This window comes from Pseudomonas sp. RIT778, from assembly GCF_019718735.1.
Lineage (GTDB): Bacteria > Pseudomonadota > Gammaproteobacteria > Pseudomonadales > Pseudomonadaceae > Aquipseudomonas > Aquipseudomonas aphyarum.
Map to the genome: position 1 here is coordinate 94244 of NZ_JAIHBA010000027.1, position 24018 is coordinate 118261.

Annotated in this window: 17 protein-coding genes and 1 riboswitch; of the genes, 7 read left to right on the plus strand and 10 right to left on the minus strand. The window is 60.2% G+C overall.

Features of this window, described 5'->3' with window-relative positions; all coding sequences use genetic code 11:
* The first annotated feature begins 1 nt into the window (after position 1).
* Positions 2 to 1585, plus strand: coding sequence for an ABC transporter ATP-binding protein (locus K5E37_RS19555; RefSeq protein WP_221534890.1), 1584 nt, complete (start codon positions 2 to 4; stop codon positions 1583 to 1585).
* A 52-nt stretch (positions 1586 to 1637) separates the two neighbouring features.
* Here the strand turns inward: K5E37_RS19555 and K5E37_RS19560 are convergent, their stop codons facing one another.
* Both K5E37_RS19560 and K5E37_RS19565 read right to left on the minus strand, forming a co-directional pair.
* The gene (locus K5E37_RS19560) at positions 1638 to 1955 is read right to left on the minus strand and encodes an SCP2 sterol-binding domain-containing protein (protein ID WP_007959502.1); all 318 of its coding nucleotides are present in this window, start codon (positions 1953 to 1955) and stop codon (positions 1638 to 1640) included.
* Positions 1956 to 2003: 48 nt separating this feature from the next.
* Entirely contained in the window at positions 2004 to 2714 is a 711-nt protein-coding gene (locus K5E37_RS19565) for a histidine phosphatase family protein (RefSeq protein ID WP_007959503.1), read from the minus strand.
* Positions 2715 to 2921: 207 nt separating this feature from the next.
* Between K5E37_RS19565 and sohB the strand changes: the two genes are divergently transcribed.
* Complete coding sequence (sohB, locus tag K5E37_RS19570) at positions 2922 to 3944, plus strand: protease SohB (RefSeq protein ID WP_085603233.1); 1023 nt, start codon at positions 2922 to 2924, stop codon at positions 3942 to 3944.
* Positions 3945 to 4137: 193 nt separating this feature from the next.
* Positions 4138 to 9015: an NEL-type E3 ubiquitin ligase domain-containing protein gene (locus tag K5E37_RS19575; RefSeq protein ID WP_221534891.1), complete on the plus strand. Its 4878-nt coding sequence runs from the start codon at positions 4138 to 4140 to the stop codon at positions 9013 to 9015.
* A 47-nt stretch (positions 9016 to 9062) separates the two neighbouring features.
* Here the strand turns inward: K5E37_RS19575 and K5E37_RS19580 are convergent, their stop codons facing one another.
* Entirely contained in the window at positions 9063 to 9557 is a 495-nt protein-coding gene (locus tag K5E37_RS19580) for a DUF934 domain-containing protein (RefSeq protein ID WP_007959510.1), read from the minus strand.
* On the minus strand, positions 9541 to 11199 hold the full coding sequence (locus K5E37_RS19585; protein WP_127798329.1) for a nitrite/sulfite reductase: 1659 nt from the start codon (positions 11197 to 11199) through the stop codon (positions 9541 to 9543). The genes K5E37_RS19580 and K5E37_RS19585 overlap by 17 nt, the downstream gene beginning before the upstream one ends.
* Positions 11200 to 11723: 524 nt before the next feature.
* Here K5E37_RS19585 and K5E37_RS19590 point away from each other — a divergent pair.
* A complete protein-coding gene (locus K5E37_RS19590; protein ID WP_221534892.1) occupies positions 11724 to 12797 on the plus strand; it encodes an ABC transporter substrate-binding protein in 1074 nt (357 codons plus the stop codon).
* A gap of 5 nt (positions 12798 to 12802) precedes the next feature.
* Here the strand turns inward: K5E37_RS19590 and K5E37_RS19595 are convergent, their stop codons facing one another.
* The gene (locus K5E37_RS19595; RefSeq protein ID WP_007959515.1) at positions 12803 to 13021 is read right to left on the minus strand and encodes a DUF2970 domain-containing protein; all 219 of its coding nucleotides are present in this window, start codon (positions 13019 to 13021) and stop codon (positions 12803 to 12805) included.
* A gap of 193 nt (positions 13022 to 13214) precedes the next feature.
* Positions 13215 to 16925: a methionine synthase gene (gene metH / locus K5E37_RS19600; RefSeq protein ID WP_221534893.1), complete on the minus strand. Its 3711-nt coding sequence runs from the start codon at positions 16923 to 16925 to the stop codon at positions 13215 to 13217.
* Between the two features lie 158 nt (positions 16926 to 17083).
* On the opposite strand from metH, the gene K5E37_RS19605 reads away from it, so the two are divergent.
* The 3 genes from K5E37_RS19605 (at position 17084) to nfuA (ending at position 21115) form a co-directional block, all read left to right on the plus strand.
* The gene (locus K5E37_RS19605; RefSeq protein WP_221534894.1) at positions 17084 to 19378 is read left to right on the plus strand and encodes a fatty acid cis/trans isomerase; all 2295 of its coding nucleotides are present in this window, start codon (positions 17084 to 17086) and stop codon (positions 19376 to 19378) included.
* A gap of 59 nt (positions 19379 to 19437) precedes the next feature.
* On the plus strand, positions 19438 to 20439 hold the full coding sequence (locus tag K5E37_RS19610; RefSeq protein WP_221534895.1) for an acyltransferase: 1002 nt from the start codon (positions 19438 to 19440) through the stop codon (positions 20437 to 20439).
* Between the two features lie 91 nt (positions 20440 to 20530).
* On the plus strand, positions 20531 to 21115 hold the full coding sequence (nfuA, locus tag K5E37_RS19615; RefSeq protein WP_007959519.1) for a Fe-S biogenesis protein NfuA: 585 nt from the start codon (positions 20531 to 20533) through the stop codon (positions 21113 to 21115).
* Between the two features lie 142 nt (positions 21116 to 21257).
* On the opposite strand, the gene cobM is transcribed toward nfuA, so the two are convergent.
* From cobM to K5E37_RS19635, 4 genes are all read right to left on the minus strand, one after another.
* Positions 21258 to 22004 (minus strand): precorrin-4 C(11)-methyltransferase, encoded by a 747-nt coding sequence (gene cobM / locus K5E37_RS19620; protein WP_221534896.1) that lies wholly within the window; start codon positions 22002 to 22004, stop codon positions 21258 to 21260.
* A 91-nt stretch (positions 22005 to 22095) separates the two neighbouring features.
* On the minus strand, positions 22096 to 22509 hold the full coding sequence (locus K5E37_RS19625) for a cobalamin biosynthesis protein (protein WP_007959522.1): 414 nt from the start codon (positions 22507 to 22509) through the stop codon (positions 22096 to 22098).
* A complete protein-coding gene (locus K5E37_RS19630) occupies positions 22506 to 23207 on the minus strand; it encodes a CbtA family protein (protein WP_221534897.1) in 702 nt (233 codons plus the stop codon). The genes K5E37_RS19625 and K5E37_RS19630 overlap by 4 nt, the downstream gene beginning before the upstream one ends.
* Before the next feature lie 11 nt (positions 23208 to 23218).
* Positions 23219 to 23416, minus strand: coding sequence for a CbtB domain-containing protein (locus K5E37_RS19635; protein ID WP_007959524.1), 198 nt, complete (start codon positions 23414 to 23416; stop codon positions 23219 to 23221).
* Between the two features lie 121 nt (positions 23417 to 23537).
* A riboswitch (cobalamin riboswitch) is annotated at positions 23538 to 23759 on the minus strand.
* Positions 23760 to 24018: the final 259 nt, after the last annotated feature.

Consider the following 24018-nt stretch of genomic DNA (forward strand, 5'->3'; position numbering starts at 1 on the left):
TATGCGTGAACATCTGATCGAAATACGCGACTTGCGGGTGGCGTTCAAAGGGCAGGAAGTGGTGCACGGCATCGACCTCGACATTTGCCCGGGGGAATGTCTGGCGCTGGTGGGCGAGTCGGGTTCCGGCAAGTCGGTGACGGCCCACAGCATCCTGCAACTGCTGGACCCGAACATCACGCAGATCGACGGCAGCATCCGCTACGGCGGCGAAGAATTGCTGGGTGTGCACGAGCGTTACTTGCGGCAACTGCGCGGCAACCGCATCGCGATGATTTTTCAGGAGCCGATGAGTTCTCTAAATCCGTTGCACAGCATCGAGCGGCAACTCGGCGAAAGCCTGGCGCTGCACAAAGGCCTGGCGGGCGCGGCGGCGCGCAAGCGGATTCTGGAGTTGTTGGAACTGGTCGGCATTCAGCGTCCGCGTGAGCGGCTGAAAGCGTATCCGCATCAGCTCTCCGGCGGGCAGCGGCAGCGGGTGATGATCGCCATGGCGCTGGCGTGCGAGCCGCAGTTGCTGATCGCCGATGAGCCGACCACGGCCCTCGACGTCACGGTGCAACGCAAGATTCTGTTGCTGCTCAAGGAACTGCAACAACGGCTGGGCATGGCACTGCTGATCATCAGCCACGACTTGAATCTGGTGCGCACCATCGCCCAGCGGGTGGCGGTGATGCGCGCGGGCGAAATCGTCGAACAGGCAAGCTGCGAGCAATTGTTCCGCGCGCCGCAGCATCCCTACAGCATCGAATTGCTCAACGCCGAACCCGGTGGCGCGGCGTTGTGCCGGGATGCGGCGGAGGATTTGCTCGAGGTTCGCAATCTGAATGTGCGTTTTCCTCTGGGCGGCGGGTGGCTGCGGGCCAAGTCGTATCTGCACGCGGTCAATGGCATCGATCTGAACCTGCAACGGGGAAAGACTCTGGGCATTGTCGGTGAGTCGGGATCGGGTAAATCCACGCTGGGTCAGGCGATCCTGCGCCTGATCGACGCCGACGGCAGCATCCGCTTCAAGGGTGAGGCGCTTGAGCAACTGAGCGGTAAACAATTGCGCCCGCTGCGCAAACGCCTGCAAGTGGTGTTTCAGGATCCGTTCGGCAGCCTCAGCCCGCGCCTGTGCGTGGAGCAGATCATTGCCGAGGGATTGCAGGTGCACAGCGGCTTGAATGCGCAGGCGCGCGAACAGGCCGTGATCGATGTTTTGAAGGAAGTCGGGCTCGACCCGGCGACGCGTCATCGCTATCCCCACGAGTTTTCCGGCGGGCAACGGCAACGCATCGCCATCGCTCGGGCGCTGGTCTTGAAGCCGGATCTGATTCTGCTGGATGAGCCGACCTCGGCGCTGGATCGCACGGTGCAGAAACAGATCGTCGCGCTGTTGCGCCGATTGCAGGAGGAGCACGGTCTGACTTATCTGTTCATCAGTCATGACCTGGCGGTGGTGCGGGCGCTGGCCCACGATCTGATCGTGATGAAGGATGGCGAAGTGGTGGAGCGTGGGGAAACGGCCGGGTTGTTTCATTCGGCCCGACACCCGTATACGCGGGAGCTGCTGGCGGCGTCGTTTGCCGGTGTAAACGCCTGAAACGACAAATCCCGCCACAGGGGCGGGATTTGTTTGCAGACTGGCTGCGGTCTTAAGCCGGGAACAGCTCGGACAGTTTCATCGACAGCATCATGTCGCCTTCAACGCGCAGCTTGCCGCCCATGAAAGCCTGCATGCCGTCGGTTTCGCCGCTGACGATACCTTTCAGGGTTTCGCTGTCCAGCACCAGCGTGCAGTTGGCGTCCGGGTTTTCGCCTTCCTGGATGTCGCAGGTGCCGTCTTTGACGATCAGGGCGTATTGCTTGTCTTCGTCAGTGATGTTGAAACCGAAGACCAGATCCAGACCGGCAGCGGCGGCTGGGTTGAACTTGGCTTGCATTGCTTTTACGGCATCAGCTACGGAGGTCATGGTTCGATCCTTTTTGGTTGATTGCAGCAGGGTCACAGTAATCCGGACTCAGCGAAACGTGATGAGTTCCGGGGCCTTCAGCAGTTGCAAATGTGCATGACTGTTGAAGGAAGCCAGAGCCACCTCGCGACCGCGGAACTTCAGCTGGTTGAGCGAGGTGTTGACGATTTGCCAGTTCAGTTCAAAGGCCTGCCGGGCAGGCATTTGAGTAATGAGGTGGAGCAGGGCGGTGATGGTGCCACCGGAGGTGAACACCGCGATTTTCTGGGTGTTGTCGGCCTGTTCAAGAATCCGCTGCAGCCCGGCCTGTACCCTTTCGACGAAACCCAGCCAGCTTTCCAGGCCCGGTGTGTCATAGGTGCCGGCGAGCCAGCGCTCGATGATCAGGGCGAAGATGCGCTGGAACTCGCCACGGTTTTGCGCGGCGTTGCGCAGGATTTCCAGTGCTTCGGGTTCTTCCGGCAGCATGGCCGGGAGCAGGGCGCGGATCACGGCGTCGGCGTCGAATTCGTTGAAAGCCGAATCGATTTCCAGAGCCGGTACCGGCAGGCCGACAGCGGCGAACTGTTCCAGCGCGCTGTTGGCCGTGTGTTGCTGGCGGCGCAGGTCGCCCGACAGGCAGCGGTCGAAGCTGATTCCGAGTTCGGCGAGGTGACGGCCGAGGATTTCTGCCTGGCGTACACCGGTCGGCGACAGGACGTCATAGTCGTCTGCACCAAAGGAGGCCTGGCCATGTCGAATCAAGTAGATGCTGCCCACGTCCGCGTCATCCCGGTACGTTGAAGGTTGTGGCGAGGTTATGGGGATGACGGTGAGCTGTCAATGAAAAAACATACGCTTGTTTGAAATGCCCGTTCCAGCCTTGTTGCCAGAGGTTTCACGGCTGGCCGACGGGCCGGTGCATGGGTATGCTGGAGCCAATTCCCGCGTGTGTTTCACGACCGCGCATCGTTTGAAGGAGTCACTGTGGAGTTTTTCACTGAATACGCCAGTTTCCTGGCCAAGACCGTGACGCTGGTCATCGCCATTCTGGTGGTGCTGGCGAGTTTTGCTGCGTTGCGCAGCAAGGGCCGGCGCAAATCCGCAGGCCAGTTGCAGGTCAGCAAGCTCAACGATTTCTATAAAGGCCTGCGTGAGCGGCTGGAGCAGACCCTGCTCGACAAGGATCAGCTCAAGGCCTTGCGCAAGGGCCAGGCCAAATCCGAGAAGAAACAGAAGAAGAAACCCGACGCCAAGCCTCGGGTGTTCGTGCTGGACTTCGACGGCGACATCAAGGCTTCCGCCACCGAAAGCCTGCGCCACGAGATCACCGCGCTGCTGACCCTGGCCACGCCGAAGGACGAAGTGGTCCTGCGTCTGGAAAGCGGCGGCGGCATGGTGCACAGCTACGGCCTGGCCTCGTCGCAACTGGCGCGCGTTCGTGAAGCCGGTGTGCCGTTGACCGTGTGCATCGACAAGGTCGCGGCCAGCGGCGGCTACATGATGGCGTGCATCGGCGAGAAGATCATCAGTGCGCCGTTCGCCATCCTCGGTTCCATCGGCGTTGTCGCGCAGTTGCCCAACGTCAACCGCCTGCTGAAAAAGCACGACATCGATTTCGAAGTCCTGACCGCCGGCGAATACAAACGCACCCTGACCGTGTTTGGCGAAAACACCGAGAAGGGCCGGGAGAAGTTCCAGGAAGACCTGGACATCACTCACCAACTGTTCAAGAACTTCGTCGCCCGTTATCGCCCGCAACTGGCGATCGACGAGGTCGCCACCGGTGAAGTCTGGCTCGGCATCGCGGCGCTGGACAAGCAACTGGTCGACGAGCTCAAGACCAGCGATGAATACCTGGCCGAGCGTGCCAAGCAGTCCGAGGTCTATCACCTGCACTACGCCGAACGCAAAAGCCTGCAGGAGCGTATCGGCATGGCGGCGAGCGGCTCGGTTGATCGCGTGTTGCTGAGCTGGTGGAGCCGGCTGACTCAGCAGCGCTTCTGGTAAAAACTTCACACGCCCGTGAGCAATCAGGCTCGCGGGCGTGCTGCATTTTCAGCGGAAGAAGGTGCGGTATATAGTTATTTTATAGTTGCATATTGTTGTTGTTTTGTTGGTTGATTCATCAACTAATCGCGCTGTATTGAAAGAGACTGAAACTTTACTCTGAAAGCTCCTCTCAGAAATAAAGTTGCTAAACATGGATGTTGAAAAGAGTGATTCGATTTCGCCTGTCATGACGCCCGCTCAACAGGGCGTTTTTTTTGACCTGTATAAAAAACAGATTCCTGGCTGGTTGCTGGAGTCTTCGGAAACTGCCCGAAACGATCTTTATGAAAGTTTCAAGACCAGTTTCAAATCCCGTCAAACCGCGCTGGAACAATTGCGCACATTGAAATCCCCTCAGAGCTTTTGCACGCCCCTGCTGGCCAAGGCCATGGCCGAGAAGCTGGGCGAAGACTTTGAGGTCGAAGGGGCGATATTTCAGCATGTGCGCTCTACGTCCAGCCTCTTGGGGCTGCGCAGAAAACTGGTGCTGCCCATCAATCGCGATTTGTTGACCGCGGCCTGCGAGAATTTCGAATTGTCGGAAACCCTGGCCAGCACTTATCACGAGAGTTCCTTGCTGTACATCCCGCAGCAGATAACCGGGCGCAATAATAAGGTATTGTCGATACAGCCTCACGAATTTGCCAGGCTTTGCCGTTATCTGGATCTGGGTAAACAATATCAGAAACATGTGGAAGGGTTCTTCGGTAGCGACAGCGAGGTCGCAAGCTTGCAGGAATCCGCTATCGCCTATTCCAGTGACCAGTTCGATGTCGAGCGGCATATCGCTTATATGCGTGGGCATATCAGTTCCGATGTTTACCACATGCTTGAGTCGGTCAGGAACTCGGATCCTTCAATTAAGCTGGGCAAGAACACCCTGGGTTATCAAAGCCTTGAAATGCTCGGGGTACAGCTCAGGGGGCCGATGTTCATCGGTCCAGTCAGTGAACATACGGATGGCGATTACCGTTGTGTGATCTACACCCCTGGCGATCCCGATCATCCTCTCAAGGAATACCCGACCTTCCAGAAATTCGAGCTCGAGTTGAGCGGGCGTTTACGCAACTCGCAGTTTCGCAGTTTTTTCATGCGCTTTATCCAGATGAAAGACCGTTCGGTTTTCCTCACCGGGCTCGATGTACGACTGTTGAAAGCCCGACCGAACCAGTTTCCCGTTTCCACGACCTTTCTTCCGCTCTCAGGGCTCGATCTCCAGGGTGACGCAAGACAGAACCTGTTTCTCGCGATGTTCGAACACCGCGCGGCGCAGGTTCTGGCCGATACTCGCCTGCTGGTGGTGCCGACGGATGATGAAGACGAGAAAACCCGCCTTGCCAGGCAAGACTCCTATAAAGCCATCGGGCTGAATACCCTGTTGTTCTTTGTGTCCTTCGTGCCGGTCCTTGGCGAGGTCATTTGTGCCGTCGCCGGGATACAGCTGCTCGGTCAGATCTACGAGGGCTTCGACAGTTGGGCCCACGGTGACCAGGAACATGCCACCGATTGCCTGTTCGACACGCTTGAAAACCTGATCCTCATGGCGGGTTTTGCCGCTGGCGGTGTTGCTGTCGGCAAAGCCTACACAGTCGTGCGTTCGTCGAGTTTCATGCAGGGACTTCGGCGCGTTCCGGCTGGCCCAATGTCTTATCGCCTGTGGAATCCGGACATGGCGGCTTACCGTCAGCGCGAGTCATTGCCGCGCAGTCTTGCTGCGGATGCGCAAGGGTTGGTGTGGCGTGCAGACAACCGCTATTTGCCGCTGGGCCCCGATGCTTACGCGGTGCGTCCGGTTACCGGCACCGGTCTGTGGGAGGTCCATGACCCGCAACTGCCCGGGCGTTATTCACCGTTGCTTGAGACCAATGGAGCTGGCGCCTGGCGTCATGACTCCGAGCTGCCGAACGATTGGAGTTCGTTGACCCTGTTTCGTCGCCTGGGTTTTCGCGAGGAAAGGATTTCAGACATCCGTGCCCTGCAAGTCATCGCGGCCAGTGGGATCAGCCAGGCGGCCATGCAAAAGCTGTTTGTCGAACGCGGCAAGCCAATGGCGATGCTCACGGACTCGGTGAGGCGCTTTCGTGCGGACACCGATGCCAGTCAGTTCATGGCGCAAATTGAAACGTCCGCGTCCGCCTCATTGGCGGATGCCGATCTGCAGCTGTATTTGCTGACAGGGGCAGGTCGCTGGCCACAGGACATGGCCATCCTTGTGAAGGACATCACTGGTAACGAAGTGACACGCTATGGCGCAGACAAGACTGCTCGCCAGGTGAGCCTCAGTGAGGATGCACTTCGCAACGGTCAGTTTTATGCACCTCTCCTGGCGGCACTCAGCGACAGTGAGCGCACTCGCTTGCTGGGTTCGGCCACCGTGGATTCGAAAAACCAGATTGCGTTACTGGGCAAGCACATTGCCGGGCTGGCGCCGCGGATGCGCATGGCGATGATGGACCGGTTGTTCCGGCGGACCGACGTTTGCGAGCTTTCCAGAGGCGAGTCGATCATCAAGGCGTTTCCAGGGCTTTCAGCCAGTGTTGCCGACGAACTGGTACAACACGCCGATGCGCGTGAATGGGCGCAGCTTGAATCCGATATCGTACCGTTGCGTCTGGCCGAGGAGGCCAGGCGCTATCAGCTGGTACAGCGGTTGAACCGCGCTTACGAGGGGTTATATCTGGACGCCGCCAGTGGGCGCGATCCCGACATGCTGGTACTCGACACCTTGAGCCATTTGCCGGGCTGGCCTGGCGATGTATTTGTCGAAATTCTGGACTGGGGTGTGTACGCCGATCAGCGGGCCGTCGTTGGCCCGAGCGACGCTACACACAAAGTGCTTGTCGAAGCCTATGCCGAGCGTTATCAGGTTCAGGATGCGCGCAACAATAGCGTCTCCAGTCATCCGTCACGCACCCGGGCGAATTTTTTCCAGGCGCTGTGGGAAAGCCTTCCTGCCCACAGTCGCAAGGCCATCGGCGTTGAAACGGACGTCGACGGCACGGGCTTGCGCCAGAAAATCACTGCATTGGCGCTGCAGCGGCGCGAAGCCTTCGCCAAGGTGCTGGAAATTGCACCGGTGCGCTCGAGTTACCGTTCACCCATGAGGCTGGCAGATCCCCGGATCGAACAGGTCACAGACGAACAATCGGCACCTTCAAGTCCATCTCTGGGCATTTCGCCCGCGCTCGTGCGTCGAGCGCAGGAGTTGTACCCGACCCAATCAACCGCACAGATCAAACGTTTCGTGACCTCACTGGGCGCCGACGAAGTGTTGGCCATCAGATCGCTTGAGCGGTTGCGCGAACAATACCGGAAGATGGTGGAAACCCTGGAGCGCTGGACTCATCGTGACACGTATTATCAGGATGAAGAAGGGCCCAGGCTCAAGGTTCCAGTCCACAGCAAGGCCCGGGCCATGCAAGCCATTCTGCGCGCGTGGCGCAAGGAAACCCGCGACGCGTCACACCCGAGGCATCCGACCTACAATCTGACGCTCGATGCGGTGCCGTTGGGGGATATGCCGACCCTTATCGGTGACTTTGCCCACATCACCGCGCTGGAAATGAGCCGCGTTGGCGCCAGTGCAGGGTTGAACACGTTTCTGCGTAATTTTCCCGGACTGAGGGTGCTGAACCTGTCAGGAAACGGACTTACACGCATCCCTGTCGCGATCGGGGAGATGCCGGGGCTGACAGGTCTGGATCTGAGCAACAACCGTATCCGGCTTACTCAGCAGACGATTGTAGAGCTGGCCGGCAAGCATCACCTGCACACACTGGATCTGGGCTTCAACCCGCTCCTGGGGCGCACTCCGGATGTCAGTGCGATGCGCAATCTGCGCCACCTGAATCTGCGCAACACCGGCATTACCCAATGGCCCGCGACCGATGCGCTTGCGCACCTGGAATCAGTCGATCTGCGCAACAACCAGATCGTCGATATCCCGTCTTCCGTGTTCACCTCCCGCGCGGTACTGAATCGGGGCACCACGATCGATGGCAATCCGTTGTCGACAGAAAGCCTGCAAGCCATCGCTGCGTACCAGCAGTCACAAGGTATAAGTCTGGGCGTCACCATCACTGAGTACACCAGCACCGCACGACTGGCCGGTGATCGGGAAGGGGCGGGATGGGTAAACGGCTTGCCGACGGTGGAGATCGGTCGGGCGAAGCAAGTGTTGTCGTCACTGTCGGCCGATCCGGACTCGAGAGACTTTTTTGAAGTGCTCATGCAACTGCGTGAAACGTCCGATTACGCCCGAACCCGCGAACAGCTCGGGCAGCGAGTATGGAATGTACTGGAAGCTGCCTGCGAGGACGACTCGTTGCGTCGCGCACTGTTTCGCATGGCCCGCACAGGCTGGAGCAATGCGCCCAATGTTGCGGGACTGTTCAGCGATCTGGAGGTCAGGGTTCTGTGTTATCGGGCAGCGGCGGCGGCCCGCACCGGTACACAGACGCTCGAAGGCGATCTGGTTCGTCTGTTGCGCGGGCTGTTCCGGTTGCAGCAGGTAGAAAAACAGGCGTTGCTCGATATCGCGCGGCGTTCCCGCGCAGGAGCTTTCACTCAACGTCAGGCACTGGATATCAGCCTGATTTATCGGGTGCGACTGGCGCAACGCCTGGCGTTGCCGGCACAACCCACAGAGCTGAATGTGCCACTGGATGCCGAGGTGACCGATGCGCAGATCGATCACGCCTACCTGGAGGTGGTCAGGGCCGAGCAGACGACGCAGCTCTCGGAGTCAGTCAGCAGGCAGGAGTTCTGGGCCGAGTATCTGCTGACGACACGTCAGGATGCATTTACCAGCGTTCTCGATCGCAGCGCTCTAGCGTTTGCGCGACTGGAAGCGCAAGTCGGACTTTCTCGTGAGGCAGCCAGCCAGCAAATGACGACGATTTTCGACAACTTCAGAAATGAAAGCCTGGAACTGCGCAAACAGCTGACCAATGCGGCACTGGCGAGGCATCCAGGGCTGAGCTTGCCGGTCACGCCGGGCCCGAACAGATTGGGAACGAGAGAGGGATAACACAGCGACCTCGAGCCCGCCGATGCGGGCTCGAGGTAGACGTACGATCAGCGGCGACGGAACAGCGGCAGCGGTTCGTCAGTGGCGGCCTGATAGGTCACCGAGAAGTCCTTGAGGCTTTCCAGTGCGTCGTACGGGTCTTTGTCTGCGCGCAGGGCGAAGGCATCGAAACCGCAACGGCGCATGTAGAACAGCTGGTCGCGCAGTACGTCGCCAATCGCCCGCAATTCGCCTTTGAAACCGTAACGGTCACGCAGCAGGCGGGCGTTGGAGTAGTTGCGACCATCGGTGAACGCCGGGAAGTTCAGGGCAATCACCTGGAACTCATTGACGTCGTCACCGATTTCTTCGGCTTCTTCATCGGCGTCCAGCCAAACACCCAGACCGCCATCGCGCGCCTTGAGCATGCGGGCGTGTTCACGCCACAGCTGCAACGGGACGATCAGGTCGTCGCAATTGCTGATTTCGTCGATGTTGAAATCCTTGGGCAGCAGGTGCCAGGTTTCGTCGACGACCTCGTTGTTCTTAATGATTCGCTGCATAGACGCGTTCCTTGAAGAGGTCGATGCCAATACGCTGGTAGGTGTCGATGAAGCGCTCGTCTTCGGTGCGCTGTTCCACGTACACGTCGATCAGCTTGGAGATCACGTCCGGCATGTCGTCCTGGGCGAACGACGGGCCGAGGATCTTGCCCAGGCTGGCGTCACGGCTGGCGCTGCCGCCGAGCGAGACCTGGTAGAACTCTTCACCTTTCTTGTCCACACCGAGGATGCCGATGTGGCCGACGTGGTGGTGACCGCAGGCGTTCATGCAACCGGAGATGTTCAGGTCCAGTTCACCGATGTCGAACAGGTAGTCCAGGTCGTCGAAACGGCGCTGGATCGATTCGGCGATCGGGATCGACTTGGCGTTGGCCAGGGAGCAGAAATCACCGCCAGGGCAGCAGATGATGTCGGTCAACAGGCCGATGTTCGGCGTGGCGAAGCCACCTTCACGCAGTTCGCCCCACAGGGTGAACAGCTGGCTCTGCTCGACGTCGGCCAGAATGATGTTCTGCTCGTGGGAGGTGCGCAGTTGACCGAAGCTGTAGCGGTCGGCCAGGTCGGCGACGGCATCGAGCTGCTTGTCGGTGATGTCGCCCGGCGCAACGCCGGTCGGCTTCAGGGACAGGGTCACGGCCACATAACCCGGCTTCTTGTGCGCCAGGGTATTGCGGGTGCGCCAGCGGGCGAAGCCCGGATGCTCTTTGTCGAGGGCGGCCAGTTCGGCGTCTTGATTGCTCAGCGCCTTATAGTCCGGGTCGACGAAGTGTTTGGCCACGCGATGAACTTCGGCTTCGGTCAGTGTGGTCTGGCCGCCGCGCAGGTGTTCCATCTCGGCATCGACTTTCTGGGCGAAGACTTCTGGAGTCAACGCCTTGACGAGGATCTTGATCCGCGCCTTGTATTTGTTGTCACGACGGCCGTAGCGGTTGTAGACCCGCAGGATGGCATCGAGGTAGCTCAACAGGTCCTGCCATGGCAGGAATTCGTTGATGAACGCGCCGACCACCGGGGTACGGCCCAGACCACCGCCGACCAGCACGCGGAAACCGAGTTCGCCAGCAGCGTTGTGCACCGGCTCAAGACCGATGTCGTGGACTTCGATGGCCGCACGGTCGGAGGTCGAACCGTTGACGGCGATCTTGAACTTGCGCGGCAAGTAAGCGAATTCCGGGTGGAAGGTCGTCCATTGACGAACAATCTCGCACCACGGACGCGGGTCGATCAGTTCATCGAACGCGACACCGGCGAACTGGTCGGTGGTGACGTTGCGCAGGCAGTTGCCGCTGGTCTGGATCGCGTGCATCTGCACGGTGGCCAGCTCGGCGAGAATCTCCGGGATGTCTTCCAGCGCCGGCCAGTTGAACTGCACGTTCTGGCGGGTACTGATGTGGGCGTAGCCCTTGTCATAGTCGCGGGCGATTTTTGCCATCATGCGCATCTGACGCGAAGTCAGCTGGCCGTAAGGCACCGCCACGCGCAACATCGGCGCGAAACGCTGGATATACAGGCCATTTTGCAGGCGCAGGGGGCGGAATTCTTCTTCGCTCAGCTCACCTGCCAGATAGCGTCGGGTCTGATCACGGAACTGCTTGACGCGGTCCTCGATGATCCGCTGATCGTACTCGTCGTATACGTACATATAAGTCCTGTTCTCAGGCTTTGGCCACTCGGAAAACGCTGCGTTTTCGCTTGCTGGAGTCCGATGGTTCCTCTGCAATTCTGCGCGCACGGCCGCGCACTCCATGACGGAGCCGGGGCAATATACCCGTTTGCAGTTATGCGCAAAAGTGATGTTTGAGTATATGGAAAGAACCAAATCGCCTAACGAGAATCACTGTCAACTAACCCACATTTGTAGTGCGGACAATCATCGTCTTAACTGTGGTCGAGTCTTTCTGCAATCACCGATAAAACCGACAAGAGGCGATGCAATGAGCAACCCAACCAAGGCAAGGAAAAGCGATAGCAGCGTCGATGCATGGGCCATTCTGTTCCTGATCATTCTGGTCGTTGGAACGGCGGTGTTTTGGGTCAGCCATCAGTAAAACGACTCGTCCGGGCCCGCCTCCGACGATTGTCGGACAAAAGGCGGGATGAAGCGCCAAAGGCCAGGCGATGAGTGGCTATAATGCGCGGCCATTTTTCCTCGGGCCCGGATGATTCATGTTCAAGCTTCTCCACCTCAGCCTGCTGCTGTTCGGCGCGGTTTTCGGTACCTGCGCGCGTGCAGAGTCAGTGCTGTTCCTGAATCCGGGCTCGACGCAGGAAGCGTTCTGGGTCAGCTACTCGCAATTCATGCAGGCTGCCGCCCGGGATCTGGGCATCGACCTGCGCATCCTCTACGCCCAACGCCAGCCGGAACTGACCCTGGCGCAGGCGCGACTGGCCCTGCAGGGGCCTGAACGCCCGGATTATCTGGTGTTCGTCAACGAACAGTACGTGGCGCCGCAGATTCTGCGCATGGCCAACGACAGCGGTGTGAAGCTCTTTATCGTCAATTCGGCCCTGACGCCCAACCAGCAGGCGCTGGTGAGCGACCGCGCGGATCGCATCGGCAGCCTGGTGCCCAATGACGAGGAGGGCGGCTACCTGATGATGAAGGAACTGATTCGTCTGCATCCAGCCGTGGCGCCCGGTGAAAGCATCGACCTACTGGCGTTTTCCGGCCTGAAGATCACGCCCTCGGCGCAACTGCGCGAAAAAGGTATGCAGCGAGCGCTGGCCGAGCATCCTCAAGTGCGTTTGCGCCAACTGGTCTACGGCGGCTGGACGCAACAGCGGGCCTACGAGCAGGCGAAGCAATTGCTGGTTCGCTACCCGGACGTGTCACTGGTGTGGGCGGCCAATGATGAAATGGCCTTCGGGGCGATGCGCGCCGCGTCCGAGGTCGGCAAGGTGCCGGGCAAGGACGTATTGTTCAGCGCGGTCAACACCTCGCACGAGGCCTTGCAAGCCATGGTCGACGGTCGCCTGAGCGCATTGCTCGGCGGGCATTTCACCCTCGGTGGCTGGGCGCTGGTCGAGTTGCACGATCACGCGCAAGGCGTCGATCTGAATCAGTACGGCGGTCGCGACCGGCAAATTTCGCTGTTGCAACTGATCGACAAGGATCATGCCCGCCGAATGCTGGCCATGGGCACATCCCCGGACTACGGCGTGCGCTTTCGCAAGCTCTCGGCGAAGGGCCGTCCGGTGTCGTATCGCTATCCATTCAATCTGCAGACGTTGATGCGCTGAACGGGTCAGACGCCCGCCAGATGCACCACCAGTTGCACGATGCCAAACAGCGTCAGGGCAAAAACTGCCGTGAACGCAATGCCCAGGAAGATGAAGTGGCTGGGCTTTCCATGGGTGAAGTCCCTTGCCCGGTTCTTGCCGCTCTGCACCCCGAACGCCGCCGCCATGACGCTGTGCAGCATCTGCCAGAAGGTCGGTGGCTTGTTGTCGACTGGATCGTCCATAAATCCCCCGTCTGCCGTGTGTGTCAGACAAGCATAGCCAACCATCTGGAGAACACCGCAAAACGAACTGTGGGAGCGACGGTGCGACGATCCGACTTGCTCGCGATGGCGGCGCGCCATTCAACATTAATGCTGAATGATCGACCGTTTTCGCGAGCAAGCTCGCTCCCACAGGGTATTTCGTGAAGCTGTATTAGTTGTCGTAACCCAGATTAGGCGCCAGCCAGCGCTCGGTCAGGCTCAGTTCCTGGCCTTTGCGCGAGGTGTAGCTCTGCACCTGATCCTTGTCGACCTTGCCCACCGCGAAGTATTGCGCCTGCGGATGGGCGAAGTACCAGCCGCTGACCGCTGCCGCCGGGAACATTGCGTAGTGCTCGGTCAGGAACACGCCGCTGCGACCGGCGCGCATTTCCTGGGCCTCAGGGTCGAGCAGGGCGAACAGTGTGGCCTTCTCGGTGTGATCCGGGCACGCCGGATAGCCCGGGGCAGGGCGGATGCCGGAATACTGCTCTTTGATCAGCGCTTCGTTGTCGAGGGCTTCATCCTTGGCGTAACCCCAATGCTCTTTACGCACCTGCTGGTGCAGCCACTCGGCGCAGGCTTCGGCCAGACGGTCGGCGAGGGCCTTGACCATGATCGAGTTGTAATCGTCGCCAGCGTCCTGATAGGCCTTGGCCACTTCTTCGGCGCCGATGCCGGCGGTGGTGATGAAACCACCGACATAGTCGGTCACTTCACTGTCCTTCGGCGCGACGAAGTCGGCCAGCGAGAAGTTCGGTTTACCGTCGGTCTTGATGATCTGCTGGCGCAGGTGATGCAGGCGTGCCATCGGCTTGCCGTCATCGCCGTACAGCTCGATATCGTCGTCATGGACCTGATTGGCCGGCCAGAAGCCGAACACCGCACGGGCGCTGATCAGCTTCTCGTCGATCAGCTTGGTCAGCATCTCGCGGGCGTCCTTGTACAGCGAGGTCGCCGCTTCACCGACCACTTCGTCTTCAAGGATGCGCGGGAACTTGCCGGCCAGGTCCCAGGAGATGAAGAACGGCGTCCAGTCGATGTATTCGGCCAGAACGTTGAGGTCGATGTTGTCCAGCACGCGGGTGCCGGTGAAGGTTGGTTTGACCGGGGTGTACGTGGCCCAGTCAAACTGCGGTTTTTTCGCGATCGAGGCCGCGTAGCTCAGACGCTCGGTACGGGCGCTGCGGTTGGCGGTGCGCTCGCGGACGTCGATGTACTCTTCGCGGGTCTTCTGAACGAAACCGGCTTTCAGTTCCTTGGACAGCAGCTGCGTCGCCACGCCCACGGCGCGGGAGGCGTCGGTCACGTAGACCACCGCGTCGTTGCTGTACTTCGGCTCGATCTTCACCGCCGTGTGCGCCTTGGAGGTGGTCGCGCCGCCGATCATCAGCGGCAGGTGGAAGTCCTGACGCTGCATCTCGCGGGCCACGTGGACCATTTCATCCAGCGACGGAGTGATCAGGCCGGACAGGCCGATGATGTCGCACTTCTGCTCCTTGGCCACCTGCAGGATTTTCTCGGCCGGGACCATTACGCCGAGGTCGACGATGTCATAGCCGTTGCAACCCAGTACCACGCCGACGATGTTCTTGCCGATGTCGTGTACGTCGCCTTTCACGGTGGCCATGAGGATCTTGCCCTTGGCTTCCGGCTTGTCGCCTTTTTCCAGTTCGATGAACGGAATCAGGTGAGCCACAGCCTGCTTCATCACACGGGCGGATTTCACCACCTGCGGCAGGAACATTTTGCCGGCGCCGAACAGGTCACCGACGATGTTCATGCCGGACATCAGCGGGCCTTCGATCACTTCGATCGGGCGCGCGAACGACTGACGGGATTCTTCGGTGTCTTCGACGATGTGAGTGGTGATGCCTTTGACCAGCGCATGCTCCAGACGCTTGTTGACGTCCCAGCTGCGCCACTCTTCGGTCTCGGCTTCCTTGACGCTGCCGTCGCCCTTGTACTTGTCGGCGATGGCGAGGAGGGCGTCGGTGCCTTCCGGGGTGCGGTTGAGGATCACGTCTTCAACGGCGTCGCGCAGTTCCTGCGGGATCTGGTCGTAGATCTCCAGCTGACCGGCGTTGACGATGCCCATGGTCAGGCCGGCGCGGATCGCGTACAGCAGGAACACCGAGTGGATCGCCTCGCGCACCGGGTTGTTGCCGCGGAACGAGAACGACACGTTGGACACGCCGCCGGAGCTCAGGGCGTACGGCAGTTCGTCGCGGATGTAGGCACAGGCGTTGATGAAGTCCACAGCGTAGTTGTTGTGTTCTTCGATACCGGTGGCCACGGCGAAGATGTTCGGGTCGAAGATGATGTCTTCCGGCGGGAAGCCGACTTCGTTGACCAGAATGTCGTAGGAGCGTTTGCAGATTTCTTTCTTGCGCGCTTCGGTGTCGGCCTGACCGGCTTCGTCGAACGCCATCACTACCACGGCGGCGCCGTAGCGCTTGCACAGCTTGGCGTGGTGGATGAACTGCTCGACGCCTTCTTTCATGCTGATCGAGTTGACGATGCCCTTGCCCTGAATGCACTTGAGGCCGGCTTCGATCACTTCCCACTTCGAGGAGTCGATCATGATCGGTACGCGGGAGATGTCCGGCTCGCCAGCAATAAGATTGAGGAAGGTCACCATGGCCTTCTTCGAATCGAGCATCCCTTCGTCCATGTTGATGTCGATCACCTGGGCGCCGGCCTCGACCTGCTGCAGGGCGACTTCCAGGGCTTCGGTGTAGTTGTCTTCACGGATCAGGCGGGCGAATTTAGCGGAACCGGTGATGTTGGTCCGCTCGCCGACGTTGACGAACAGCGAGCTGCGATCGATGGTGAACGGCTCCAGACCCGACAGGCGGCAAGCCTTGTGAATGTCCGGAATCTGCCGTGGCGCGTAACCGGCGACGGCTTTGGCGATGGCTTCGATGTGGCCCGGCGTGGTGCCGCAGCAACCGCCGACGATGTTGAGGAAACCGCTTTGGGCGAACTCTTCGATGACTTTGGCGGTGTCCACCGGCAGCTCGTCGTACTCGCCGAATTCGTTCGGCAGGCCGGCGTTCGGGTGCGCCGAAACGTGGGTGCTGGCCTTGTCCGACAGCTCTTCCAGGTACGGACGCAGTTCGCGGGCACCGAGGGCGCAGTTCAGGCCGACCGAAATCGGTTTGGCGTGGGCCACGGAGTTCCAGAACGCTTCGGTGGTCTGGCCCGACAGGGTACGGCCGGAGGCGTCGGTGATGGTGCCGGAAATCATGATCGGCAACTCGAAGCCCAGTTCTTCGAACACGCCTTGCACGGCGAAGATCGCGGCTTTGGCGTTGAGGGTGTCGAAGATGGTTTCGATCAGGATCAGGTCGGCGCCGCCCTCGATCAGGCCTTTGGTGGCCTCGGTGTAGTTTTCCACCAGCTCATCGAAGGTGACGTTGCGATAGCCCGGGTTGTTGACGTCCGGCGACAGCGAGCAGGTGCGGCTGGTGGGACCGAGCACGCCGGCGACGAAGCGCGGCTTGGCCGGGTTCTCGGCGGTCTTGGCGTCGGCGACCTTGCGCGCCAGTCGTGCGCCTTCTACGTTGAGTTCGTAGGCCAGTTCTTCCATGCCGTAGTCGGCCATGGAAATCCGGGTGGCGTTGAAGGTGTTGGTCTCGAGGATGTCGGCGCCGGCATCCAGATAGGCTTTTTCGATCCCGCCGATCACGTCCGGACGGGTGATGACCAATAGGTCGTTGTTGCCCTTGACGTCGCTCGGCCAGTCGGCGAAGCGTTTGCCGCGATAATCCTGCTCTTCGAGCTTGTAGCTCTGGATCATCGTGCCCATGCCGCCGTCGAGAATCAGGATGCGCTCTTTGAGAGCTTGCTTGAGAGCTTGAAGGCGGACGCTGCGATCGGACATTGGGACTACTCGAAAAAGACCATGACGAAGGAGCGGGATCATAACAAACCTGTGCCGATTTAGAGCATGTGGCGCTTTTGCATGAATATCGCTCATGTTGGCACGGGCGTCATAGCGGTAGAATCGCGGCGTTTTTCTTCAGGATCAGGATCAGGGATATGTCGTACCGCGTCATCAGCATTGCATTGCTGTTTTTAAGCTTTGGCGCGGCGGCGCAGAGTCCCGCTATTTCTTCTCCTATCTCCTACACCCGAGACATCCAGCCGATCTTCACCGAGAAGTGCGTGGCCTGCCATGCGTGTTACGACTCTGCCTGTCAGTTGAACCTTGGCAGCGGCGAAGGCGCGGCCCGTGGCGCGAGCAAGATGCCGGTCTACGATGGCGAACGCACCCAGGCGGCACCGACCACGCGGCTGTTCTATGACGCCTTCGGCAAACGCGCCTGGCAGCAGAAAGACTTCTATTCGGTGCTCGACGCCCAAGGCAGCCAGGCCGCACTGATGGCGCGCATGCTGGAACTGGGACACAAAACGCCGCTGACCCCCAACGCCAAACTGCCGGAAGACATCGTGCTGGGCCTCAACCGCGAGAACCTGTGCGCGATGCCCGCCGAGTTCGACGGTTATGCCGGCGCCCATCCGAAAGAGGGCATGCCGCTGGCGGTGACCGGCCTGACCGATCAGCAATATCAGACGCTGCAACGCTGGCTGGCGTCCGGCGCGCCGATCGACGAGCAAGGCCTGGCGCCGAGCGCTAAAGAGGCGCTGCAGATCGTCCAGTGGGAAAACCTGCTCAACCAGCCCGGCGCGCGGGAAAGTCTGGTCGGGCGCTGGCTGTACGAGCACTGGTTCCTGGCGCACATCTATTTCAAGGACGGGGAGCCGGGGCATTACTTCCAGTGGGTGCGTTCGCGCACACCGACCGGCCAGCCGATCGATCTGATCGCCACGCGCCGCCCGAACGACGATCCGGGCACTCAGGTGTATTACCGCCTGTGGCCGGTGCAGGGCGTGATCGTGCACAAGACCCACATCACCTATCCGCTGAGCGCAGCGAAGATGGCGCGGGTCAAAAGCCTGTTCTACAACGGCAACTGGCAGGTCAACGCCTTGCCGGGCTACGGGCCGCAGAGCCGGGCCAACCCGTTCGCGACCTTCGAGGCGATCCCGGCGCAGGCGCGCTATCAGTTCATGCTCGATAACGCCGAATACTTCGTGCGCACCTTTATTCGCGGCCCGGTGTGCCGTGGGCAGATCGCGACCGACGTGATCCGCGACAACTTCTGGGCGCTGTTCCAGGCACCGGAACACGATCTGTACATCACCGACCCGAACTATCGCGGCCAGGCCACGCCATTGCTGGCCATGCCGGGGCAGAACGACGATGTCGGCAGTGTCCTGAGCCTGTGGCACAACTACCGCAACAAGCGAAACAAATACGAAGCCCTGCGCCGTGACAGCTACGCCGACTTGCCGGCACCGAGCTGGTCGACCCTGTGGGCCGGCAACGACAACGCCTTGCTCAGCATCTTCCGCCACTTCGACAGCGCCTCGGTGACCAAAGGCCTGATCGGCGAAGTGCCGCAGACCATGTGGCTGTTCGACTATCCGCTGCTGGAGCGCACCTATTACCAGTTGGCGGTGAATTTCGATGTGTTCGGCAACGTTTCCCATCAGGCGCAAACGCGCTTGTATTTCGACCTGATCCGCAACGGTGCCGAACAGAACTTCCTGCGCCTGATGCCCGCCGACTCCCGCGAGGGTTACCTCGACGATTGGTACCAGAGCAGCGGCCAGTTCAAGATGTGGCTCGATTACGAAGCCATCGATGACGATAAGCCAACCGCGCTGAAACTCGACGAGAAAGACCCGAAGCACGATTTCGCCATGCAATTGCTAGCGCGCTACGGCGATCTCAATGCGCGTCCGGATCCGATCAACCGCTGCGAAGACGCTTATTGCTCGCGCCCGAACATTGATCCGGCGTTGCAGAACGCCGAGCAGGCCCTCAGTCGCCTGACTTCGCGCCCGGCAGCCGGCCTGAAAGTGATCGATCAATTGCCGGAAGCGACCATGCTTCGGGTTGAAACCCGCAGCGGCAAGCGCGAGGTCTACAGCCTGCTGCGCAACCGTGCGCACAGCAACGTGGCGTTCCTGCTCGGTGAATCGCTGCGCTATCAACCGGGGCTGGACACGCTGACGATCTATCCGGGTGTGCTAAGCAGCTACCCGAATTTCATGTTCAACATCCCGGCGGATCAGGTGCCGGCGTTTGTCGATGCCATGGAGAGTGCGAAGGACGCCGCGCAGTTCGAGAAAATCGTCGAACGTTGGGGTATCCGCCGCAGCCATCCGCAGTTCTGGTTCTATTTCCATGATTTGAGCCAGTACATCCACGAAACCGACCCGGTGGAAGAGGGTGTGCTGGACATGAACCGGTACGAGAATCTTTGATCGTTTGAGCGATGGCGGTTGTCCCAATCCTGTGAAGTACGGGATCGGGAGCACCATCGATGTTGATTTCAGTGCAGACCCTGCGAGCGCTCGCCGCGTGGGCGGTGGTCTGCCATCACTTCATGCAGATTTTCTTCGACTTCGAGGCGCGCGGGCCGATAGGCCAGCTGTTCATCGACAAGGGCGCCGTGGGCGTCGATATCTTTTTCGTGATCAGCGGGCTGGTGATTTTCCTGTCCACCGAAGGCAAGGCGCTGCCGCCGGCGCGGTTTCTGTTGTATCGACTGTTTCGCATTGTCCCGGCGTATTGGCTCTACACGGTGCTGATGGCGTTGCTGGTGGTGTTCGCCCGGCCGTTGCTGCCGGATCAGACGGTGGACTGGAGTCATTTGCTGCTGTCGTTGCTGTTTATCCCGACCGAAAATCCCGGCGGCTACGGGATCTACCCGACCCTGAATGTCGGCTGGACCCTGAATTACGAAATGCTGTTCTACGTGCTGTTCGCCTGGGCGCTGTTGTTCCGGCTGCAAGTGCGCTTGCTGGTGGTCGCGGCGCTGCTGTTTGCGGTGTGCCAGGCCTGGACCGGGTTTGGCTGGGTCAGCGAGTTTTATCGCTCGGACATCGTTTATGAGTTCCTGCTGGGGATCGGCATCGGCATGCTTTACCGTCGCGGCTGGATCGGGCCGGCGCTGTGGCTGCCGTTACTGGGGATCGGTGCGGGGTTGCTGGCGATCTATCACCTGCCGCCGGAACCCCGATTGCTGAACTGGGGCGTGCCCAGTGCGGTGCTGGTCATGGCCAGCATGGCGCTCGAACGTCATGTCGAGCGCAACAGGCTGCTGAAGCTGCTGGGTGACTGTTCTTACTCGGTGTATCTGATGCACGTGCTGGTGCTGTCGGCCGGCGGTTATCTGGCCCGACGCTACGGGATCAACCCGTATTTGATGTTTGTCGTCTGTGCGCTGGCCATCGCTATCGGTTCGTGGCTGAGCTACGAATGGGTGGAAAAACGCAGTTATCAATGGCTTAAAGCGCGGATTGACGGAGAACCTGGCGCCTAGCCGATTTGCGAACTATTCCTACGTAAATACTAGGACTTTGTGCCGCGCGCCGATTGGCGTAAACTCCGCCTCAAGCCTGCGAGGAGTCTCCATGACCGCTATTACCATTACCGACGCCGCCCATGATTACCTGGCCGATCTGCTCTCCAAGCAGAACACCCCGGGCATCGGCATCCGCGTTTTCATCACCCAGCCTGGCACCCAGTACGCCGAAACCTGCATTGCCTACTGCAAGCCGGGCGAAGAGAAACCTGAAGACACGGCGCTGGGGCTGAAAAGCTTCACCGCTTACATCGACTCGTTCAGCGAAGCGTTCCTCGATGATGCCGTCGTCGACTACGCCACCGACCGCATGGGCGGCCAACTGACCATCAAGGCACCAAACGCCAAAGTCCCGATGGTCAACGCCGACAGCCCGATCAACGAGCGCATCAACTACTACCTGCAAACTGAAATCAACCCGGGGCTGGCCAGCCACGGCGGGCAGGTCAGCCTGATCGACGTGGTTGAAGACGGCATTGCCGTGCTGCAGTTCGGCGGCGGTTGCCAGGGCTGCGGCCAGGCGGACGTAACCCTGAAGGAGGGCATCGAGCGCACCTTGCTTGAGCGCATTCCGGAGCTCAAGGGCGTGCGCGACGTGACCGACCACACGCAGAAAGAAAACGCCTACTACTAAGGTGTTCGCTGCGGCATAAAAAACGGCGCCCCGTGAGCGCCGTTTTTTATGCGTGAGATTCAATGACGCCTTCGCGAGCAAGCCCGCTCCCACATTTGGAATGCGATCAAATGTGGGAGCGGGCTTGCTCGCGAAAGGGCCGTCATGGGCGGTAAAGATGTGCATGCCCGGCGCGATACAGCGACGACTCACTGAAATGATCGCTGCCCAACACCCGCCCAACCAGAATCAACGCCGTACGCCGAAACCCCTTCGCCGCCACTTTCCCGGCAATATCCTCCAGCGTCCCGACCACCCAGTCCTGATCCGGCCACGTCGCCCTATGAATCACCGCGATCGGGCAATCCGCGCCGTAATGCGGCAGCAGCTCAGCCAGGATCTTCTCCAGATGATTGACCCCCAGATGAATCGCCATGGTCGCCCCGTGCTGCGCCAGATTGCCGAGCTCTTCGCCAACCGGCATCGCGGTCTTGTCCGCATATCGGGTCAGGATCACGCTTTGCGAGATGTCCGGCAGGGTCAGTTCGGCGCCCAACAGCGCGGCGCACGCGGCGGTGGCGGTCACACCGGGAATGATCTCGAACGGAATATCCAGCTCGCGCAAATAACGAATCTGCTCGCCAATGGCGCCATACAGACTCGGATCCCCCGAATGTACCCGCGCCACATCCTGTCCCTTGGCGTGGGCGGCCTTGATCAGGTCGATGATCTGCTCCAAGTGCAGCTCGGCGCTGTTGACCACGGTTTCAGCGCAATGACCTTCCAGCACCGCCGTCGGCACCAGCGAACCTGCGTAGATGATCACCGGGCAACTGCGGATCAGCCGCTGGCCTTTGACAGTGATCAGTTCCGGGTCGCCGGGGCCGGCGCCGATGAAGTAAACGGTCATCGTTGGATCCTGTAGAAAAGGGGCAGGGCGGTGCGTCACAAGCCCTTCAGATGAAGAATGCTCATGATCGAAAGCGGGGATTATCGGGAATTTACGCCGCGCCGGCCAATGCCAGAGTTGCCTGAGCGTACTTTTGCCGCGAAATCAGCAGTTTTGCCGGGCCGCTGATCAACTGTTCGGCGAGGGCCAGAGCGGCACTTTCAGCTACGCCATAACAGCCGGTGCGTTCGAAGGCGATCTGTGAGTGATGACTCAAACGTTGCTGGTAACTGGCCAGTTCTTCGCTGCTGAAGTACAGCAACGGCAGCGCCAGTTGGGTGGCGAGTTCCTGCAAACCGGGTTCGTCGCGCTTGAGGTCGATACTGGCGAGCGCCTTGACCTTCTCAAGATCAATTCGATGCGCCTGTAACGCCTGGTCAAGTAATGCACGCAGCGTGCTGGCCGGGCAGCCGCGCTGGCAGCCCAGGCCGACCACGAAGGTCGGCGCTGCGCTGTCATCGGTCATGCGTGGTACTGACCTTCGCTTTTGCGGCGGAACAACCAGGCGCTGATCAGGCCCAGGGCCAGCCAGAACGCGACGTTGGTCAGCTGCGAAGCGATTTTGAACTGGGCTTCGAGGGCTTCCGGGGCGAGCATCGAATGAACTTCCGGTTGTGGCGCGCCGATAACGTGCGGCACGGCAAGGATCGCCACGCCGAGGATCTTCATCAGCCAGTGACGGCTGAACGCGATCAAGGACAGGCCGACAGCGGTGGAGGCCGCAGTGCCGATCCACCACATCTGCCGCGAGGCCAGATCCGCAGCGGCAGTGCCCGGCAGCTCAGGTGGCAGGCCCATGGTCGGCGCGAGCACGAAGGTCGCATAACCGGCCAGGCCCCAGAGCAGGCCTTGCGAAGTTTTGGTCGGCGCACGCAGGGTGTACAGACCCGCCAGCATCAGCGCAAAACCCACGGCAACCACCAGGTTGCCGCCAGTGGTGGAGACCACGCGCTGCCAGCCATCTTCCGGCTCCCAGGCTTCGGCATCGTGTGTATGGGCGGCGGTGCCGGCGGCGTGTTCGTGAACTTCGGAAACCGGCTCGGCTTTCTCAAAGGTCTCGGCCTGCAGAATCAGCGGCGAAACCCAGAAGCTTTGCAGCAACGTCAGGAGCAGGGCGGCCAGAAGGCCGGTGAAACCTGCGGTCTGCGCAATACGCTTGATCATGTCGTCAGGTCTCAGTGGCACGGGAACGCGGCGCTGTGGCGGGTATCGTGAGCGGCGTTGTGCACCGCTTCGATGTGCGAGAAACCGGCGAAATACACAAGGCACGCACCGAGGATCGACGCGCAGACGGCGGCGGTCAGGCGTTGGCTCAGGGTGGTGGTGCTGGAGATCTTGTCCGAATTGCTGCCGGTGCTGCTGATGATCGACATGGCGCTTCCCTCTGGAGTGTCAGCGGGTGAATTGAGCGCATGAAAACCCCTGCGGCCGGGCACGCAGAGGTTCGAACAGCGCCCGCCCACCGCGGGTTTGTTATGTTCAGTGACGCAAGGATGCGCACTGTGTGTTGCGGGCCGGTCTCCGGGCTCACGAGGGGTGGCTGTCTGCCGACCTGCAAGCGTCACCTTCCCATGCCTGTGGGCACAGTGGATCTGACGCTTCGCTCGCTTACCGTTGCGGGGGCAGCACCGGACTGACATGGCTTTAGAGTAAAGCACATGATTCACCGGTTTCCCGTTTCACCCTGTGAGGGGCACCCGTAACAAGTTGTGTAGGAGACCATGGGCGGGGGATTTGAGTCAATTGGGATTGGGATTGGGGGCAGATCCGTTGCTGCGGTTATGGCTGCTTAGGGTTCCGCCCTTACGGCGGGTCACTTTTGGCAAACGCCCCAAAAGTAACCAAAAGGTCTCTAACCCTGACGTACGGCCCCTCGCTGAGGCTCGGGGTTCCTTCGCTCCGGGATCGATCCGGGGGCATCGCCTACGGTTTGCTTCGCTGCACCTCCTCTCGATGCATGCGGCTGCGCCGCACG

Excerpts from the sequence above, each read along its gene's own strand:
- K5E37_RS19560 (WP_007959502.1), bottom strand. The coding sequence starts at position 1,955 with ATGACCTCCGTAGCTGATGCCGTAAAAGCAATGCAAGCCAAGTTCAAC.
- K5E37_RS19610 (WP_221534895.1), top strand. The coding sequence starts at position 19,438 with ATGTTGATTTCAGTGCAGACCCTGCGAGCGCTCGCCGCGTGGGCGGTG.
- K5E37_RS19590 (WP_221534892.1), top strand. The coding sequence starts at position 11,724 with ATGTTCAAGCTTCTCCACCTCAGCCTGCTGCTGTTCGGCGCGGTTTTC.
- K5E37_RS19585 (WP_127798329.1), bottom strand. The coding sequence starts at position 11,199 with ATGTACGTATACGACGAGTACGATCAGCGGATCATCGAGGACCGCGTC.
- nfuA (WP_007959519.1), top strand. The coding sequence starts at position 20,531 with ATGACCGCTATTACCATTACCGACGCCGCCCATGATTACCTGGCCGAT.
- K5E37_RS19595 (WP_007959515.1), bottom strand. The coding sequence starts at position 13,021 with ATGGACGATCCAGTCGACAACAAGCCACCGACCTTCTGGCAGATGCTG.
- K5E37_RS19635 (WP_007959524.1), bottom strand. The coding sequence starts at position 23,416 with ATGTCGATCATCAGCAGCACCGGCAGCAATTCGGACAAGATCTCCAGC.
- K5E37_RS19575 (WP_221534891.1), top strand. The coding sequence starts at position 4,138 with ATGGATGTTGAAAAGAGTGATTCGATTTCGCCTGTCATGACGCCCGCT.
- K5E37_RS19630 (WP_221534897.1), bottom strand. The coding sequence starts at position 23,207 with ATGATCAAGCGTATTGCGCAGACCGCAGGTTTCACCGGCCTTCTGGCC.
- K5E37_RS19555 (WP_221534890.1), top strand. The coding sequence starts at position 2 with ATGCGTGAACATCTGATCGAAATACGCGACTTGCGGGTGGCGTTCAAA.
- cobM (WP_221534896.1), bottom strand. The coding sequence starts at position 22,004 with ATGACCGTTTACTTCATCGGCGCCGGCCCCGGCGACCCGGAACTGATC.
- K5E37_RS19605 (WP_221534894.1), top strand. The coding sequence starts at position 17,084 with ATGTCGTACCGCGTCATCAGCATTGCATTGCTGTTTTTAAGCTTTGGC.
- metH (WP_221534893.1), bottom strand. The coding sequence starts at position 16,925 with ATGTCCGATCGCAGCGTCCGCCTTCAAGCTCTCAAGCAAGCTCTCAAA.
- K5E37_RS19625 (WP_007959522.1), bottom strand. The coding sequence starts at position 22,509 with ATGACCGATGACAGCGCAGCGCCGACCTTCGTGGTCGGCCTGGGCTGC.
- K5E37_RS19580 (WP_007959510.1), bottom strand. The coding sequence starts at position 9,557 with ATGCAGCGAATCATTAAGAACAACGAGGTCGTCGACGAAACCTGGCAC.